Raw genomic sequence first — 17,550 nt, forward strand, 5'->3', positions numbered from 1 at the left:
TCTAAATCCCGATCAACAACATTATATTTTTTTTCTTCCCTATAAAATAAAAATAAATAAGATACAAATACAAATAAAATTATCAACGAACTGATCTTATGATAAGGCACTTTAAAAAAAGAAAGAGAACTAAAATCAAAAGAAAGTAACAATAAAAGAAACATCAATAAAAATAACATCATAAAAGAAAACTTAAGTCTCTTAAAATCTGTTTTGATTTTTAAAAAACAACCTGTTAAAGAAAGTGCAAGTAATATATTGATAATATTACTACCAATGATATTAGAAACAATAATTTCATTTTTTTGCTTAAACGATGCTATCAAACTTGTAAAAAGCTCTGGAGCACTTGTTGATAGAGAGACTATTATAACACCTATTAAAAGATTGGGAACTTTAAAATAAGTAGCAATATTAACAGAACTCTTTAAAAGATAATTACCACCAAGATATAATAAAAATATACCTAACATTAAACAAAAAAAATGAATATAAGCCACATAAATCTCCTAGCAAAATTATATTAAGAAAAGCCCAAAAATTTGTTTAAATTACTCTTAACCATATAATAAACATTAGATGCATTCCACAAGCTAAAACCATTTCCCAAAGACTCTTTGACACCTTGTAATTGATTAAAAAAATATTGCAGATAAACCTCTTCACTCACAATACGTTCTGCACCAAGCAAAAAAGCCTGAACGTAAGGTCTAATTATAACTTTACCCAAGGAAAACACAAACGCCCTATTACTCCCTTCTTTATAAATTTTATAAGCCCTGGTAGTATAATATAAATCATTCTTCAAAAAATCATTAGTATAATGTGAAGGATAAAACATGGGAGAAATAACATCAACATAATCTGATATCATAGAAATATTTTGACCAATACTATTAGTAACAAACCATCCATTATTGCCGTAAATGTCAATAGAAATAGGAATAGAAATTTTTTCCCTAGCCAAAATTAAAAAAGATTCAAGGGCATCAATTGCCCTCATTTCATACTTATTAAATCTTGAAGCTATAAGAGATACAGGTCCATCTGTTGGGAATCTAATATAATCAAACTGAATCTCATCAACTCCAAGCAACTGAATTTCTTTTGCAATATCTAAATTATAATCCCAAGTATTTTTTGAAAAAAGATCTACCCAATGTTCTTTTTGTATCAACTTAAAAGAATTACCATTCATGACTTTTACAACATTACCCCAAGGACGATTGGTTTTTTTATTCCAAAGAGCATACTCACAATTATTATATAAATAAAATTTTGAATCTTTAAATACAACAACACGAGCAATAACATATATTCCCAATTCTTTTGCCTTTTTTAAAATATAAGGAACATCTATTAATTTTTTAACTGCATTCATTTTATTAGGCAATTCTAGCTGACTTGCATAAGTTAAGATACCACTATCATTTTTAAAATCAATAATAACAGAATTCATACCTAATTTTTTAATAAACTCAAATCTCTCATCAACAGCTGTTTTATTTCGAAGAGTATAAGCTGTCAAATAAATTGAACCCTTATTAGACGCAAGATTGAGTCTCTTTGATTTTTGAAAATAATTACTTTCATAAATAGAAAATTGACTATCAAAGATCCACTTTCCATCAACATATAAATAAAAATGATTATCATAAGTTCCAACCAAAAGTTTTTCTAGCTTTTCATCAGATAAATCAATAATACGAACTATCTGTTTTTTAAATGGAAAATCTAATTTCTTAATAACCCCTGAAACTATATTAATTAAAATAATATCTCCATAAATTCCATAAGAACAATACAACTCATTCTCACTATTTTTTGAAAATTCTATCGAACTAATAATATCATAATAACCAGCACCCAAATATGTCTTAGAAATTAGAGAATTTAAGCTTTTAAAATCTAAATTATTATTAATACTGATATAAAGTCCGCTGTTAGAAGTCCCAACAGCAACACGTTTATATTCTCCTCGAGACAATGCACTTGCTGTAATATAAGAATTTTTATTAAATTTTTCAGTATCAACTAATTTTATAAAATTTTTAAAATAATTATGAGAAACATAAACAGCATCACTTGTTGTTAAAAGAGAATTTGAAGAATAAAAATCTTCATAAATAGAAGTTATCCTTTTGGATACAGGATTTTTAAATGGGTATATCCATCTAGTCTCTATTCCCTTAGTTTCAATTTTAAATATCCCATTATTGCGCTTTTTATATAAAGCACCCTTATGAACAAAAAAGAAATCACCATTTTTAAAATACCTGTTCCCATTTAATGAATGTAAACGAAAACATAAAAAAAAATAAGAAAATAATAAAAAAATTACATAGAAAAACATTAAGCATGTATTAAGTCTCATATAAACAACATCCAACCTTTTTTAAAATAGATTTAAAAACAAATATCATTTTAACAAATAATTAAAATTACTACTTAAATTCTTCCATAAAGTTTTGTAATATTACTTATTTTTTTACTTAAATCGGTACTTAAATCAGAACTCAAGATCCTAAAATCATTAAGCATTGACCCAGACACATTTTTATGATCAATCACATGATCAAGATAATCTTCCATTGAAACTATTACATTATCTGCAACACTAGACATTGCACCTCGTATCATATCCCAAACAACAAAATCTTCATTAGTATTAAAATAATTAAAAATATACTCTCTATGCTCATCATCAACAGAATTAATAAACTGACGAATAGTATTACTCTCATTAGTACTTGTATAGACAACACAATTCTTTATATAGTTATGTGGCAAACACAAATTTTTTGAATCAAAATCAAATGCAAACTGCATAATTCTAGTTTCTGGAAAATTAAAATAATCTCTTAATCTAAAAGAATCACCACGATCTTCTAAAAGGTCTTCAACCCAAATTTCTAAATCATTAATTTCACTTAAAACATTTCTAAAAAAATCTTTACCTGGACATTTGACCCACTGCCCACTACTACTATAAATTGAAAATTCCCGCTCAGAAATTTCCCAAGCAGATACAAATCCTCTAAAATAATCAAATTTAATAATATCTACATATTTATGCATAAAACCAATACGATTAATCCACCATACATAATCATCCTTCCTTAAGGCTTTCCAATTATAAGCTGCATTACCCCAAAGATATTTTTTATAAGACAAATTACCAGAAGGCATACCTGTTACTTTGTCTTTACTCGCATCAAATTTCAATTTAAAATATTTTTGATGTGCCCAAACATCAGCAGAATCATAAAACATAAAAATAGGCATATCACTTATTATTTTAATCCCAACATTACTTGCATATCTTTTTAAGGCTTTAAATTGTGAAAAAAAGAAATATTGCAATACTTGTTGAATATTGATCTCAACATTAAGAATTTCTCTAAGTCGAATTAAAGCTTTTGGATCTCTTTTTAAGATTTCTTTACTAAATAAAAGATTAAAGGTCTGTGGATCTTGGAACCTGCAATAATATTCCCTAAAAGCAACAAAACTTGAAAAATCTAAAAGCCAATAAGCAGCAGATTTTTTGAATTTTTCAAATGCATACATCTCATCAATTGTCGCCCTATGCAAAAAATTCAAAGCTGCATCTCTTAAAATAATATTCTTGGTTTTCAATTTATCATAATCAATATATCTATCTTCCAAACATCCAAAAGTACCTAAATCCACATCGATAAATCTATCAATAGCATTTAAATCAATATAACTTATATTACCAGCAAATGCAGAACAACTTAAATAAGGAACTCCTGAACAATTAGGAAGTGAATACGACAATATTTGCCAATAACTTTGCGACGAACTAGCAAGAAAATCTACAAATTCATATGCTCCCTTCCCCAAATCACCAATACCATACTTAGATGGTAAAGAACTAATACTTAGCAAAATTCCACTTTTTCTTTTCATTTTTTATACCTCAAAACAATAGATCATTTAATTAAAAAGTTAAAACAACTATATGCATATTATCATTATAACTAAAACACAAAACACACAAAGCATTATTAAAAAGATTTAATGAAAGATTAAAAAACATAATCTAAACTATGATATAATTCGGTAAATGAATATTAAGACCATAACATTACTATTTTTAATAAAAACCATAACATTTGCCTCTGAAATATTAGAGTTTAAATACACCAAAGGTACTAAATTTAGAATAGAAACCACAGATCAGCAAAAAATTTATCTAAATGGCATATTTAACTCCGAAACAAAAACAAACATTCAAGTATCAAGTGAAATAAAAGATATAAAAAATAATTTTGCAAATATAAAATCTTATTTCAGAGTACTCGAAAGAAATGATGAGAGCGATGTTTACTTACTAAAAGAAGAACTTGAAGGAAATTTTAGCATAAACAAACAGGGTGAATACAAAATTAATCATAATCAAAAAAGACCTTCTGTTAGAGGTATTCCACAATTTCCAAAAACACCTATAAGAGTAAATGAAACATGGACATATCCAGCAGAAGAATACATACAAGCATCTGAAATTGTAAAAGGAATAAAAGATTTTATTACAAAATTCGATGTAAATTATACATATAAAGGTAAAGAAAAAATAGATGGAAAATATTACGATATAATTTATTCAAATTATGAATCTAAATATAATGTAAAAAACATATTATTCTCTCAAAAAGTCAACCAAAAAATATACTTTGATTCAGAATTGGGAAATATATATAAATATCATGACACATATGAATTTCAAATGCAAAACGGAAACAATAATATCAAAATGATTGGAACCTCATCTGGAAAAACAATCTCCATTGAATTACCAAATGATAACACAATAGAGAATGAAATTAAGGAATATATTAAAAGAGAAGAAATAGATTCTATAGAAATAGAAAAAAATAAAAATGGCATTAAATTAAGCTTAGATATTGAATTCTATCCTGATTCATTTCAAATCATTAAAAAAGAACATAATAAATTAAAACACATAGCCAATTTAGTAGAAAAATTTCAAGACAATAACATTCTAATAGAGGGACACACAGCAAAGTTCGGAACAGAACAAGAAATGCAAGAATTGTCTGAAAAAAGAGCTCATACAATTGGAAACTATTTATTAAAAATGAAAGTAAAGAACAAAAACCAAATATTTTTTAAAGGATGGGGTGCTAAAAAACCTAAGTATGTAAGCTCATCTCCTTTAGCATCAAAAAATCGAAGAGTAGAAATTACAATTCTAAACAATTAAATACTAAATTGACCTTCTGCTCTTTTTTTCCTTTTTAGTTTGACAACTTATACATAAAAATGCATAAGGAATAGCCTCTAACCTTTCTTGTGCAATATCTTTATCACAGGCTAAACAATGCCCATAAATATTGTGAGAAATCCGATAAAGAGCTTGATTTATTAAATTGAGTTTCTTTTTTTCAACTGAACTTAAAGCCTCAAGATTATTACCATCCATATTATCAAATGCAATATCTACTATATCTTTTAGATGCATATCATTATTAATAATTTCTCTTTTACTATCTTCAACAGATCTTATAGAATTTAATATTTCTTTTTTTAATTCTAAAAGAAGAGTTTGCATTTTTTCAACAAATTCATGCTCAAAATTGCTTTTCTGCATGATATTACCTCCCTATAATAAATTACAATTTTTAAAAAACTCCGTGTAATTATATAAACAATCCCCTATAATGTAAACTAGTGCATTAATTTTTAATAAGAAAATAATTGCAATGATATTACTAATTGTGTACAATTGATTCTGTTACACAAATAATAAGGAGGCATTTTGAATACAAAAGAAGAAGCTATTGAAACCGAAGGTATTGTTAAAGAATCTCTTCCAAATACAATGTTTAGAGTAGAACTTAAAAATGGACATTTAGTCCTAGCTCACCTATCTGGAAAAATGAGAAAACATTTTATTAAAATAGTTCCTGGAGATAAAGTCAAAGTTGAACTATCACCTTATGATCTTACAAAAGGAAGAATAGTATACAGAGAAAAATAATTTTTTATGTAATAAAAAACTGAAATTCAAAAATTTATTTCATTTCATATTAAATCATCTTTAACAGATACAATAAAATTTTTATGAATCCATCCCTTAAGTCCATGGCTTGTCTGAATTAGAACAAAGTCATCTTTTTTATCAAGAAGATAAACACTTATATTGCCTTTTAAAAATTTCCAACTTCTTGAAAAATTATCAGGAACCTTATAAAGGGAAACTAAATCACCTCTAATAATTCCAATTTCAGATTGTTGTTCAAGATAAAAATAATATGTTTGAAATAATGTAAAGCATGTCATAGATAAAAGCAAAAATAAAATAATTCTCTTTAAATTTTTTGCATAAAATCTATAAGAAACAACTACTATTAAAATGGTTATTAAAATTAAGCTAATAATAAAAAATATATTAGAAAAAACAAAACTATTATTCCTAATATTTTCATTAATGCCATTTTTAGTTTCAATAAAATCAATAATCTTATAAAAGATATCATTATTTGGAGAAGTAAAAAATGCCTTATAAGCCGAATAAATTGCATCAAACGATCTATCCATCTTACTTAAAATAAGAGCTCTATTTAACCAAAGTCCTGAATAATTCGAATTTCTTTTAATAATATTATCAATTTTATTAAGAGCATCACTATAATTACTAGATCTATAATCATTTATTAAATCATTGATATTATCTTCTGATAGAAAACCATCATTTATAGCATTAAGACTAACAGCAAGGGTTAATATTAAAACAATCAAACCACAACCAGAAGCAATAAAAAATTTTTTATGTTTAATAAACATAGCTAAAGAAAATAAAATTCCTGGTATCAAAATCAAATAATAAATGGGAACGAAAAATAAAAAGGTTTTATTTTTCTGTTTTAAAATATCATAATATGAGAGTAAATTAAACTCTAATAATAATTCTTTATTAGAGTTATTTTTTTTAAACTCTCCATGATATTCATATTTTAGTCGTTTACCATTCAGTCTATAAACCTTATCATCATCAGGATCTAAATATACAAAATCACCAATGTTTACAAATAAATTACCCTTATTATCTGGCTTAATAGTATATACATTAGATATGCTACCTTTATAACCATCTTTTGAAGGTTCAAAATTATAATTCTTTTTATTATAAATAATTCTAGAATTATAGGTTTCAATTTCTGGAAAGCGAATATGAGGCAGATTCCCTTGTCCTGTAATTTTTATTAAAATAGTAAAAGCATCTTGAGTAATAGACGTGGCATTGGGAAAATCATAGTCAATTTTAAAAACACCAACAGCTAAAGATTTTACCTCCTCTGGTATTGATTTAATTTTTAAAGAAATTTCAGGACTCATGCGCATAATATCCTCATTTATATTAAAAGAAACACTGGGAATAACAACAACTTTTGATCCCCTAAGAGGAGTTAAAATAAAATTATAAAGAGGAACATCCAAAATTTCTTTACTATGAAAAGTCCTATAATTAATATTTTCAAATATGGGAGTTCTATCAATCATTGCATCTTTAACAGCATTAAAAAAACTAGCAACAGACTTAACATTATTATTTAAAAGCCAATTAGAACGCAAAACAAATCCAACACTCTGATACTCATAAATTTCTTTTTTATTAAAATCCCAATATAAACCAACTGGCAATCCCAAAGAACGAAATTCATCTTCTCTTAAAATGACCACTTCAAACTCTGAGGTCAAATAAACATCATCATTATAAATAACTTTCAATGGAGGAATCTTGACAAATCCCAATTTATCAAAAACATATTCAATTTTTATCTCTATAATAAAATTATTTCCATCAATAACTTTAGATATTAAGGCAATTTTAGCATTCTCGTTTATATCTTTATTGATGTCAAATTTCAATAATTTTTTATCAATATCCTGAGATAAATTTAACCTAATAATATGAATAATCTTAGAACCTTTAACAATCTTGGAAGATATTAAATAATCAGTACCAGATAAAGAATAAATTTTTAAATGTACTAGAAATAAAATTAAAAATATTACCAATCTTCTTGCAAAGAAACAATTTGCTCGTCTGCCCTCATTACCCATAAAACCCTCTCAAGATTTTCAATATACCTCAAAAAATTTTCATTATTTTCAATAAAATTTTGACTCTTACTAATATTTAAATTATTTAAATTTCCTGGCATAGTCCTTTTTTTAATTATTGCAAGTTCAAGATTATACTTAGCATTATAACTTGCAGGATTAATCTTTAAAGCTTCTTTAAATGCCACTTCTGCTTTTCGATAAAGTCCCTGATTGTAATATATTATACCCTCATTATAACTTATATTAAAATTCAAAAAAAAATCATCATCTCTTCTTGCATACGAAAACATCCGAAGAGAGCTTTCATACTCTCCCAAAGAATAATATACAATTCCAAGATTATAATAACCCCATGCAGCACTCTTATTATCATCTACAAGATTATAATAGGTAGAAATTGCACTCTGATAATCACCTCTAATATACCTATAATTACCAATGGCCATAAGAGACATAGCTTTAACATTTGAACAAGATAAACAAAATGCACATATAAAACTTATTAATAAATAAATTAAAAAGTATCGTCCCATTTAATAACCTTAACAAATATATACAACATCATAAATAAAAAAGAAACAGCTAAAAAAAGCTTGTATCTTAAAATGCCAATTAATAAAATATTACTTGAACTTTTTTTTATTATATCATTCCTTATCTCATTAATAACATAATTAGTACCTTTCAGGTATAAATTATAATAAGAACCCTTAATAGAAGATGTTAAAAGATACAAGTTATCCTCATTAAGCATGAAAGTCATCACACTATCATTCTTATCTTTCACATTCACATGATTATCAACCAAAGGCAATGGTCTATTGCTTCCAATTCCAATTACAAAACTTACAATATTACGTACATCAATTAATTTAGAAAAAGTATAATAATTATTCTCACCCCATTCATCACCATCTGTCAAAACTACCAAAAAATTATAATAAGAACTATCTTTGATTCCTTGTATAGCACTCAAAACCCCATCACCTAAAAAACTACCGGGAGAACTTATTAAGTTAGGCTCAATATAATTTAACATCTTATATAAACTGGACTTATCTTTAGAAAAAGGCAAAACTAATAAAGATTTACCCTTAAAAATAGTAAGTGAATACTCAACATTCTCAAAACTATTTAAAATTAAACTAATTAAATTTTTAGCACTCTCAAGCCTATTAATAGATTTTCCCTCATCAAAAGTTAACATACTACGCGAAATATCAACAACAAAAGATATTCTTAAATTTACTCTCTCATCCTCAGTAGCCTTTTGTCCCCAAGAAACATCTAAAATTGATAAAATCAAAAAACCAAAACTCAACACAAAAAATAAAATCATAAGTATTTTCTTTATGTAATAATTTTTAACATAAGCACTATTAACATGCATAAGACTTAAGGCTTTAAAAAATGGAAGTGCCTTTCTAAAATCATAAACATACACAAACAAAACTATAAATAAAACTATAAACAAGTAAAAAGCATAATAATTGCCTATGCTCATAACACCTCTTTTAAAATAATCCTTGAAAAAACAAAATAAAGAATTAATAAAAAAAATGTTACCAATAAAAATTCATTATAAACATCATTATTATCAACTGATATTTTAACTTTTCTCTCTACATTTTCTTTTTTCGAAAAATCTTGAATTGCAAGTTTAAATGAAAAATCATCACCAACAGAATAAAAAAGTCCTCCTGTTTTATTTGAAATTTCAAAAAGCATGCTAGGATCATATACTTCCTTCAAAACTCCCTGATAAAATTTACCAGATCTCAATTTAAAACCAACATTAAGTTCCTCATCACTACCAATTCCAACAGAATAAATTTTCACATTTAATCCCTGAGCAAGATTTATTACTTGATCTTTATAAACTTCATCTGAATTAACCACACCATCTGTTAAAACAATGACTGATTTTTTAGGTGCTTCAGAATGCTTTAAATGAGAAAGAGCAATAGAAATACCAAGTCCCAAAGCAGATCCATTTCCAAGATCCATAATATAAATATCATCTAACTTCTTAGAAAAAAAATCCCTATCAATTGTAAGTGGCACTATTAATGATGCCTCCTTTGCAAAAGCTACTAAACCAATATTGTCATTTTCTCTTTGATATACAAAATATTCAATCAATTCTTTTGCAAATTCAAGTCTATTTTTTGATGAAAATTCAATAGCACCCATACTAGGAGATATATCTAACACAATAACAATATCAGCTCCACTACTAAGATATGTCATTTTCTTTCTTGATATAGAAGGCCCTGCTAAGGTTAAGATCATAACTATTATAGCTAAATAAAAAAAAGTATAAGTAACAAAATACAATAAATTTAGTACATAATCTCTTAATTTTATAGAACCAAAATTTCCATAAATAGATATCGGAAATCTAACTTTCCCACCTCTATGATTAAAAAAATGGCTAAAATAAATTATTAATGGCAATCCCAAAAGTAAAAACAAATACAAAGGCTCATTAAATGTTAACATTATTACCTCTATTAAATTCTTCAAAATTAAAAGCCGCTTTTTTTAAATCATTTAAAACAAGCGATAAATTATCCCCCGATAAATTAATTCCACTAAATTTGCTAAAATCAGAAAGTCTAAGCATATTAACAAAAGTTGAACGAATTTCATGGGGCACATTAAGACTTTGTAAAATCTCAGAAATTTCAGTAGTAGTAATCGCATTAAAATCAAAACCTGTTTTTTTAGACAAATAAACTCTTAAAGACGAATTTAATAAATTATAAAAAACATTCTGTTTTTCTTCGCTTTGAATATAATTATCTAAAATACTCAATTGTTTTTGAAATACTCTATAAGGCCTTCTTAAATTATGCTTTATGATTAGAAATACTAATAATTGCTTTATAAGTTTCAAAAACTTAATAAAAAGATATGGAATCAATATAAAAGCCAAAATAAAAATAACAAAATATGTACTGGTACCTGGAAGAAAAAGCACTCCTTCTATATCTTGAATCTTAAGAGAATCATCATCTGCAACTAATGTACTAGTATTGATTTTAATATTATTAAGAATCAACTTAAAAGTTTTATCACTTCTAATAATATCTCCAACATAAATATGAGGAAGCGTATTACTTCCTATATAAAATGAAACAAAATATATTATTATCTCTCCACTTTCAGGTCTGTATAATATCTTATCAATCTCAACAAATTCATTTTTAATTGCTTCAAACGCGATAGGAATAAATTTTTCATCATCATCAAGAATTAAAGAAAATTTAAACTCAACAGTATCTCCCACATAATAACGAGTTGGAATAAACATCTCATTTTGTATTTCATAAGAAAATAAATTAAAAGAAAGAAATAAAAGAAAGAAAGTTGCAAGGAAAATCATATTTTTCAAATACCATTCTCCTTTTTCAAAAGCACCTTTAATTTTTTAAAAACATCATCTCTTGTGTCAATTTCTATAAAATTAATATTCCTTTTTATGCATTCTTTCCGCCATTTTATTTTATCTAATGTCCAATAATTCTTATAACTATTTAATATCTTCTTACTAAACCCTGAAACTAAAAAATCCTCACGTGTTTCAATATCTTCATAGGTTAAAACTCCATATTGAGGAAGATTCTCATCAAAAAAATCTGTAAGTCTTATCGCAATAATATTATGACGTTTACTGAGAACTGTTAAAGATTTAAAATAATCGCTGGCTTTAAAATCTGAAATGATAATAATTAAAGATCTTTTCTTATAATACTCTGCTGTATTTTTAAATACATATGTTAAATTACTGCCCCTCTTTAACTGTCTATTAATTGTCTCATTTAAAATTAATCCTAAATGCGAATATCCCTTTCTAGATGAAATAAATTTATCTGTTTTGCTAGAAAAAAAAGTCATACCTATTTTATCATTATTAAAAAATGCCATATGAGCAAAGATAGAAACCAATAAATCCTGTATTTCTTTTTTACTTGTTATACTTCCCAAACTCATAGAAAGAGAATTATCAACAAGTAAATGTAAATTTATTCCCTTATCTTCTCTAAAAACCTTTGAAAATATATTATCTGTTTTCGAACTAACGTTCCAATCAATCAATCTAGCATCATCTGTTTCTTCATATGGTCTAAACTCATGAAATTCAAGACCAAGACCTTTAAAAATAGAACGATATCCACCAAAATTAAGCTCTAAGAGCATTTTTCTAGAAAAAAATTTTAAAGCCTTTATTTTCGTTTTAGTACTAGCACTTGATTCACTACTATATTGCATATCCAATTAAATCCTAAGGAAGAGCAACCGCTGAGAGAAGTATCTTAATAATATCATCAGTATTCATTTCTTCAACTTCTGCCTCATAAGAAGGAGTAATTCTATGCCTTAATACATTATAAGCTACAGCCTTCACATCTTCTGGAAGAACAAACAAGCGTCCCTCATAAAGAGCATTAACACGAGCACACTTTAGCAAACTAAGTGATGCTCTGGGAGATGCTCCAAATTCAATATACTTAGTAAATGGATAGGTTTTTTTATCATTTTCACGAGAAGCTGCTATTAAGGTCACAATATAAAGCATTATTTTATCATCTACCTTTACCTTACCAATTATCCTTCTAAGATCTGCTAAAGAATAAGCATTCATTATTTTTGCAACTTTAATATTTTCAAGTCCACCATCAACTGAAAATATTTTAAGAAGCTTAATTTCATCTTGAATAGATGGATATTTCACATTCACCTTCAACAAAAATCTGTCAAGTTGCGCTTCTGGCAAATTATAAGTTCCTTCCTGCTCAATCGGATTTTGTGTTGCAAGAACAAAAAACGGATCGGGTAACTTATGTGTCTCATCACCAAGAGTTACTTGACGCTCACTCATTGCCTCAAGAAGTGCAGACTGAACTTTCGCAGGAGCCCTATTAATTTCATCTGCTAAGACAATATTTGAAAATATTGGACCCTTCCTAACTTTAAAAGTTCCCGTAGTACTCTTATATATCATATTACCCGTAAGATCAGAAGGCAAAAGATCTGGAGTAAATTGTACTCTTTTAAATTCAAGATCAAGAACGTCTGAAACTGTCTGAATAGTCAATGTCTTAGCAAGTCCCGGCACACCTTCAAGTAAAACATGACCTTCTGTCAAGATTCCCATCAAAATAGCATCAATCATTTCTCGCTGCCCAAGAATTCTACTTGCAACCTCCCTTCTAAATTTATTTATTAAACTTAATGCATTCTCTACTTCAGAATCTATTTGAAAACTATTTTTCATACCACTCCCCTATCGTACTAAATTTCCTTGCTACAAAAAACAAAATATAAACTAAAAACTTAGAAATAAAATTAACATTTATAATCATAAAGTAAAAGGAAATATCTCTCTTTATCAGACATCACTTCTGATGATTTTATTTCTACTTTATCAAATAAATTTTTAACATAACTCATTTCAAATTCAACCTTATCAAATTTCCCTTTATAAGCCATAATTAAACCACCAGATTTCAAAATTGAGCCTAAAATATTTGCATATTTTCTTATATCTCCAAAAGCCCTGATTGTAATAAATTCATATTTATTTTGTTCCTCCTCAACATTATGCTCTAAAACCTCCACATTCTCTAAACCAAGTTCCAAACTAATCATTTTTAAAAAAATGGCTTTTTTATTACTACGCTCAAGAAGAACATATTTTCTACAATGATCAAAAAGGGCTAAAACAATTCCTGGAAATCCAGCTCCACTACCAACATCAAGTACTTGTCGTGGATTTTTATCTTTAACAATAGGCAATCCAGAAACAGAATCTAAAGCATGTAAAAGCATTGCATCAAAGTTGCGAACATTATTTGACACCAAATTAAACCTATCACTAAATAATAAAACTTTCTCTATATAAAATCTCAATTTATCAATATTTTCTGAAGTAAAATTCACTTTCAAATTTTTCAAAGCAAATTTAAAATTAGTCATCATAAATCTAAATTAAGTACTACTTTATTTTTAGGGTTTGAAAAATATATAAGCAAAACTTGAATATCAGTATTCCTAACCCCAGAAACCCTACTTGCTTGAGCAAGATTAGCTGGCTGAATTTTAACAAATTTTTCTCTAGCCTCTCTAGAGAGACCATCAATCTCATAATTAAAATCAAGTGGCAATTTAATAAGTTCAAGATTATTCATTTTTCTAATCAAATCTTTTTGCCTATTAATGTAGCCTTCATATTTAATGTCTAATTCAACTTGTTCAAGAATTACTTTTGAAGCATTTAACTTAGGATCAATATTAACAAGATCCTTTAAATTAATATATGGATCTTTCACAATATGATAAAAATCTTTATTAATATGCCTTTTTAATTCAAAACTACTAGCCTCTTTCTCTTTAAGACGTCTATGCCTCAAAAGTTCTTTAATTTCCTCAATTTGCTTTTCCTTAAAAAAATACCTAGAATATTTCTCCTCACTAACCAATCCAACTTCATACCCCCATTTAATCAATCTTTTATCACTAGTATCATGCCTCAAATTAAGTCTATGTTCAGCTCTTGAAGTAAACATTCGATAAGGCTCTTTTGTACCCTTAGTAACAAGATCGTCAATTAAAACACCAATATAAGAACTAGTCCTTGGCAGTATCATTGGCTCTTTTTTTTGTAATTTAAGTGCTGCATTAATTCCGGCCATCAAACCTTGAGCTGCAGCTTCTTCATATCCAGATGATCCATTAGTTTGTCCTGCAACAAAAAGTCCTTCAACCCTTTTAGTCTCAAGGCTTGCATATAATTCAATGGGATTAATATAATCATACTCAACAGCATATCCTGGTCTTGTAATTACTGCATCCTCAAGTCCATCAATGCTATTAATTAATCTTTTTTGAACATCCTCAGGTAAAGATGAACTTAAACCATTAAGATACATCTCTTGGGTATTAATCCCCTCAGGCTCAATAAAAATTTGATGCCTATCTTTATCTTTAAATTTAACAATTTTATCTTCAATAGAAGGACAATATCTTGGACCATTTCCAATAATTTCCCCAGAATAAAGTGGAGAGAGATGCATATTTTCACTAATTATCTCATGAGTCTTTTTATTAGTATAAGTAACATAACAAGAAAGTTGAGTCTTATCTATTTTAGTATTTGAAAAAGAAAAAGGAATGATATCAGAATCTCCAAACTGAATTTCTGTTTTTGCAAAATTAATACTTCTCCTATGAACCCTTGCAGGAGTACCTGTCTTAAGTCTACCCATTTCAAATCCAAGTTCAAGCAAAATTTTCTCAAGACCAAAAGCAGCTGGTTCAGAAATCCTTCCCATATAAGCCTTGTATTCACCTATGAATATTTTACCTCTAAGAAAAGTTCCCGTTGTAAGCACTACAACACGCGATGTAAATTTATTACCCCTTTCTGTAACGACACCTTCAATCTTATTTTTCATAGGATTAAGTAAAAAATCACTAACAGTATCTTGAAAAAGTTCAAGATTATTCTGCATCTCTAATGTTTCCTTTGCTTTAATCTGATATACTAATTTATCAGCTTGTGCACGAGGTGCTTGTACAGCAGGACCCTTACTTTTATTTAAAATGCGAAATTGAATCATACTAAAATCAATAAAACATCCCATCTCTCCACCAAGAGCATCAATTTCCCTCACCATATTTCCCTTAGCAAGCCCACCAATAGCAGGATTACAAGAGAGTTTTCCTACTGTATCTAAATTTTGAGTAATCAAAATTGTTTTAAAATTTAATCTTGCAAGAGCCAGAGATGCTTCAATACCAGCATGCCCTCCTCCAATAACAATAGCATCAAAATCCATACCTATTTTCCTAAACAAAAATTTTTAAACATATTGTTAAGCACATCATCACTAGTAACCTCACCCGTTATTTCCCCTAAAACATTAACCACTTCGTAAACATCAAATGCCAACATATCATAACTTATATTTTGTTCTATTTTGTTTAACAACTCAATAATTAAAGCATAAGCCCTCTTTAAAAGTTCTGCCTGACGAGTTGATGATATTACAACATCATAATCACTAGTCTTCATATAATCAACAGCTATCAATGACCTTATCCTATCATAAAGGGAATTTATACCAAATAAAGTTTTAGTACTAATCTTTACTGTGTTTAATGAAAATACATTATTAGAATTAAAAAATTCAACTGTTTGATTATTTTGCTCTAAATCCACTTTATTTAAAACAAAAAGCACTCTAGAATCTTCCTTATAAGCATCAATAAACTTCAAATCATCATCCGTTAATTTGCCACTTAAATCAACAACATAAAAAATCAAAGATGCTTCCTTAATCAAAGAATTACTTCTCACTATACCCAACTGTTCAACAAAATCACTAGTTTCTCTAAGCCCTGCTGTATCAAATACGTTAAACAAAATACCATCAAATTCAAAACTTGCTTGAATATAATCTCGTGTAGTACCAGCATAAGAAGACACGATAGCCCTATCTTCTTTTAATAACAAATTAAAAAGAGAAGATTTGCCAACATTAACAGAACCAGCCAACACTAATGCAACACCACTCTCCAATTTTCTTGCAGTATCATAAGAATCAATTAGCTTTTCAAGTTCAGATTTACTTTTTAAAATAATATCAACAGGAACAACAACTTCATTATCATCTGTCTCATAATCAAGATAAACACTAATGGCTGAAAGAAAATTTAAAATATCTCTTTTAATCAAATCTATCTTATCAAACAAAGAACCTGAAAGTTTATTAACAGCAAGAGCATGTACTTGCCTAGTCTTAGCAGAAATTAATTCATTTATAGCCTCTGCTTTAGTAAGATCAAGTTTCCCTGCCAAGAAAGAACGAAGGGTAAATTCACCAGGCTCAGCCATTCGAAAACCTACTTTCAAAAAAAAGTCTATAATTCTCCTTATACCAATAAGAGAACCATGGGCCATCACTTCTATTGAATCCTGACCTGTAAAACTTTTTGGCGCTCTATAAAGACAAACAACAACTTCATCCAATTTTTCTTTAGTTTCGTTATCTAGAATATATCCATAATGAATAGTGTGCCCAGATGCCTCAAGCAATTTACTCGGATCTGAAAACATTTTAGAAAATTTTTCAATTGCAGAAACTCCACTACTACGAATTACACATAAAGCACTACTAAAAAAAGGTGTAGCAAGTGCAACAATATCATCTTCTTTCTGAAAAAGCCTGCTCATAGATTATAAAAATTATAACATAGCATAAATAACAAAAATCAAAAAATAAAATAAAAAACAAAAGTACAAAATAGTAAAAACAACTATATTGCAAATTTGTAAATATCATAAATTTCACTTATAATTTACTTTAAAGAAATGGAAATTAAATTAGAAACTGAACTAAAAAACATATTAGAAGAACAAACCTTTTT

15 protein-coding genes and 1 pseudogene are annotated in these 17,550 nt (G+C 27.4%); 2 read left to right on the top strand and 14 right to left on the bottom strand.

All coding sequences use genetic code 11. The features are described from left to right. The 3 genes and pseudogenes from BN1173_RS04490 to malQ all read right to left on the bottom strand — a co-directional run. Nucleotides 1–473, bottom strand: a pseudogene (locus BN1173_RS04490) (calcium/sodium antiporter); the annotation flags it as partial. 50 nt (nt 474–523) lie between these two features. Next, nucleotides 524–2,374, bottom strand: coding sequence for a putative glycoside hydrolase (locus tag BN1173_RS00835; RefSeq protein ID WP_040235942.1), 1,851 nt, complete (start codon nt 2,372–2,374; stop codon nt 524–526). A 74-nt stretch (nt 2,375–2,448) separates the two neighbouring features. Continuing rightward, the gene (gene malQ / locus BN1173_RS00840) at nt 2,449–3,933 is read right to left on the bottom strand and encodes a 4-alpha-glucanotransferase (RefSeq protein ID WP_040235943.1); all 1,485 of its coding nucleotides are present in this window, start codon (nt 3,931–3,933) and stop codon (nt 2,449–2,451) included. A 157-nt stretch (nt 3,934–4,090) separates the two neighbouring features. On the opposite strand from malQ, the gene BN1173_RS00845 reads away from it, so the two are divergent. Further along, on the top strand, nt 4,091–5,248 hold the full coding sequence (locus tag BN1173_RS00845) for an OmpA family protein (protein ID WP_040235946.1): 1,158 nt from the start codon (nt 4,091–4,093) through the stop codon (nt 5,246–5,248). A gap of 3 nt (nt 5,249–5,251) precedes the next feature. Here the strand turns inward: BN1173_RS00845 and BN1173_RS00850 are convergent, their stop codons facing one another. Next, nucleotides 5,252–5,635: a TraR/DksA family transcriptional regulator gene (locus BN1173_RS00850; RefSeq protein WP_012537935.1), complete on the bottom strand. Its 384-nt coding sequence runs from the start codon at nt 5,633–5,635 to the stop codon at nt 5,252–5,254. Between the two features lie 168 nt (nt 5,636–5,803). Between BN1173_RS00850 and infA the strand changes: the two genes are divergently transcribed. Further along, nucleotides 5,804–6,025 (top strand): translation initiation factor IF-1, encoded by a 222-nt coding sequence (gene infA / locus BN1173_RS00855; RefSeq protein ID WP_012537936.1) that lies wholly within the window; start codon nt 5,804–5,806, stop codon nt 6,023–6,025. A gap of 44 nt (nt 6,026–6,069) precedes the next feature. Here infA and BN1173_RS00860 read toward each other — a convergent pair whose 3' ends face one another. From BN1173_RS00860 to mnmE, 10 genes are all read right to left on the bottom strand, one after another. After that, nucleotides 6,070–8,112, bottom strand: a complete 2,043-nt coding sequence (locus BN1173_RS00860) for an SH3 domain-containing protein (protein WP_082020220.1) — start codon at nt 8,110–8,112, stop codon at nt 6,070–6,072. Next, entirely contained in the window at nt 8,061–8,648 is a 588-nt protein-coding gene (locus tag BN1173_RS00865) for a tetratricopeptide repeat protein (RefSeq protein ID WP_014696062.1), read from the bottom strand. Before BN1173_RS00865 ends, BN1173_RS00860 begins: the two co-directional genes overlap by 52 nt. After that, the gene (locus BN1173_RS00870) at nt 8,630–9,619 is read right to left on the bottom strand and encodes a VWA domain-containing protein (RefSeq protein ID WP_040235951.1); all 990 of its coding nucleotides are present in this window, start codon (nt 9,617–9,619) and stop codon (nt 8,630–8,632) included. Before BN1173_RS00870 ends, BN1173_RS00865 begins: the two co-directional genes overlap by 19 nt. After that, nucleotides 9,616–10,617, bottom strand: coding sequence for a vWA domain-containing protein (locus BN1173_RS00875; RefSeq protein WP_014696063.1), 1,002 nt, complete (start codon nt 10,615–10,617; stop codon nt 9,616–9,618). The genes BN1173_RS00870 and BN1173_RS00875 overlap by 4 nt, the downstream gene beginning before the upstream one ends. Further along, the gene (locus BN1173_RS00880; RefSeq protein ID WP_040235960.1) at nt 10,604–11,503 is read right to left on the bottom strand and encodes a hypothetical protein; all 900 of its coding nucleotides are present in this window, start codon (nt 11,501–11,503) and stop codon (nt 10,604–10,606) included. Before BN1173_RS00880 ends, BN1173_RS00875 begins: the two co-directional genes overlap by 14 nt. A 5-nt stretch (nt 11,504–11,508) precedes the next feature. After that, complete coding sequence (locus tag BN1173_RS00885; RefSeq protein WP_014696066.1) at nt 11,509–12,390, bottom strand: DUF58 domain-containing protein; 882 nt, start codon at nt 12,388–12,390, stop codon at nt 11,509–11,511. Nucleotides 12,391–12,403: 13 nt separating this feature from the next. Next, nucleotides 12,404–13,396: an AAA family ATPase gene (locus BN1173_RS00890; protein WP_014696067.1), complete on the bottom strand. Its 993-nt coding sequence runs from the start codon at nt 13,394–13,396 to the stop codon at nt 12,404–12,406. A 71-nt stretch (nt 13,397–13,467) separates the two neighbouring features. Then, a complete protein-coding gene (rsmG, locus tag BN1173_RS00895; protein ID WP_014696068.1) occupies nt 13,468–14,100 on the bottom strand; it encodes a 16S rRNA (guanine(527)-N(7))-methyltransferase RsmG in 633 nt (210 codons plus the stop codon). Beyond that, nucleotides 14,097–15,959, bottom strand: a complete 1,863-nt coding sequence (gene mnmG / locus BN1173_RS00900) for a tRNA uridine-5-carboxymethylaminomethyl(34) synthesis enzyme MnmG (protein WP_040235955.1) — start codon at nt 15,957–15,959, stop codon at nt 14,097–14,099. Before mnmG ends, rsmG begins: the two co-directional genes overlap by 4 nt. A gap of 2 nt (nt 15,960–15,961) precedes the next feature. Next, nucleotides 15,962–17,356, bottom strand: coding sequence for a tRNA uridine-5-carboxymethylaminomethyl(34) synthesis GTPase MnmE (gene mnmE, locus BN1173_RS00905; protein ID WP_040235956.1), 1,395 nt, complete (start codon nt 17,354–17,356; stop codon nt 15,962–15,964). Between the last annotated feature and the right edge of the window lie 194 nt (nt 17,357–17,550).

It is taken from the genome of Borrelia crocidurae, from assembly GCF_000825665.2.
Classification (GTDB): domain Bacteria; phylum Spirochaetota; class Spirochaetia; order Borreliales; family Borreliaceae; genus Borrelia; species Borrelia duttonii.

Coding starts and splice junctions, on each gene's coding strand:
- BN1173_RS00835 (WP_040235942.1), bottom strand. CDS start 2,374: ATGAGACTTAATACATGCTTAATGTTTTTCTATGTAATTTTTTTATTA.
- malQ (WP_040235943.1), bottom strand. CDS start 3,933: ATGAAAAGAAAAAGTGGAATTTTGCTAAGTATTAGTTCTTTACCATCT.
- BN1173_RS00845 (WP_040235946.1), top strand. CDS start 4,091: ATGAATATTAAGACCATAACATTACTATTTTTAATAAAAACCATAACA.
- BN1173_RS00850 (WP_012537935.1), bottom strand. CDS start 5,635: ATGCAGAAAAGCAATTTTGAGCATGAATTTGTTGAAAAAATGCAAACT.
- BN1173_RS00860 (WP_082020220.1), bottom strand. CDS start 8,112: ATGGGTAATGAGGGCAGACGAGCAAATTGTTTCTTTGCAAGAAGATTG.
- BN1173_RS00865 (WP_014696062.1), bottom strand. CDS start 8,648: ATGGGACGATACTTTTTAATTTATTTATTAATAAGTTTTATATGTGCA.
- BN1173_RS00870 (WP_040235951.1), bottom strand. CDS start 9,619: ATGAGCATAGGCAATTATTATGCTTTTTACTTGTTTATAGTTTTATTT.
- BN1173_RS00875 (WP_014696063.1), bottom strand. CDS start 10,617: ATGTTAACATTTAATGAGCCTTTGTATTTGTTTTTACTTTTGGGATTG.
- BN1173_RS00880 (WP_040235960.1), bottom strand. CDS start 11,503: ATGATTTTCCTTGCAACTTTCTTTCTTTTATTTCTTTCTTTTAATTTA.
- BN1173_RS00885 (WP_014696066.1), bottom strand. CDS start 12,390: ATGCAATATAGTAGTGAATCAAGTGCTAGTACTAAAACGAAAATAAAG.
- BN1173_RS00890 (WP_014696067.1), bottom strand. CDS start 13,396: ATGAAAAATAGTTTTCAAATAGATTCTGAAGTAGAGAATGCATTAAGT.
- rsmG (WP_014696068.1), bottom strand. CDS start 14,100: ATGATGACTAATTTTAAATTTGCTTTGAAAAATTTGAAAGTGAATTTT.
- mnmG (WP_040235955.1), bottom strand. CDS start 15,959: ATGGATTTTGATGCTATTGTTATTGGAGGAGGGCATGCTGGTATTGAA.
- mnmE (WP_040235956.1), bottom strand. CDS start 17,356: ATGAGCAGGCTTTTTCAGAAAGAAGATGATATTGTTGCACTTGCTACA.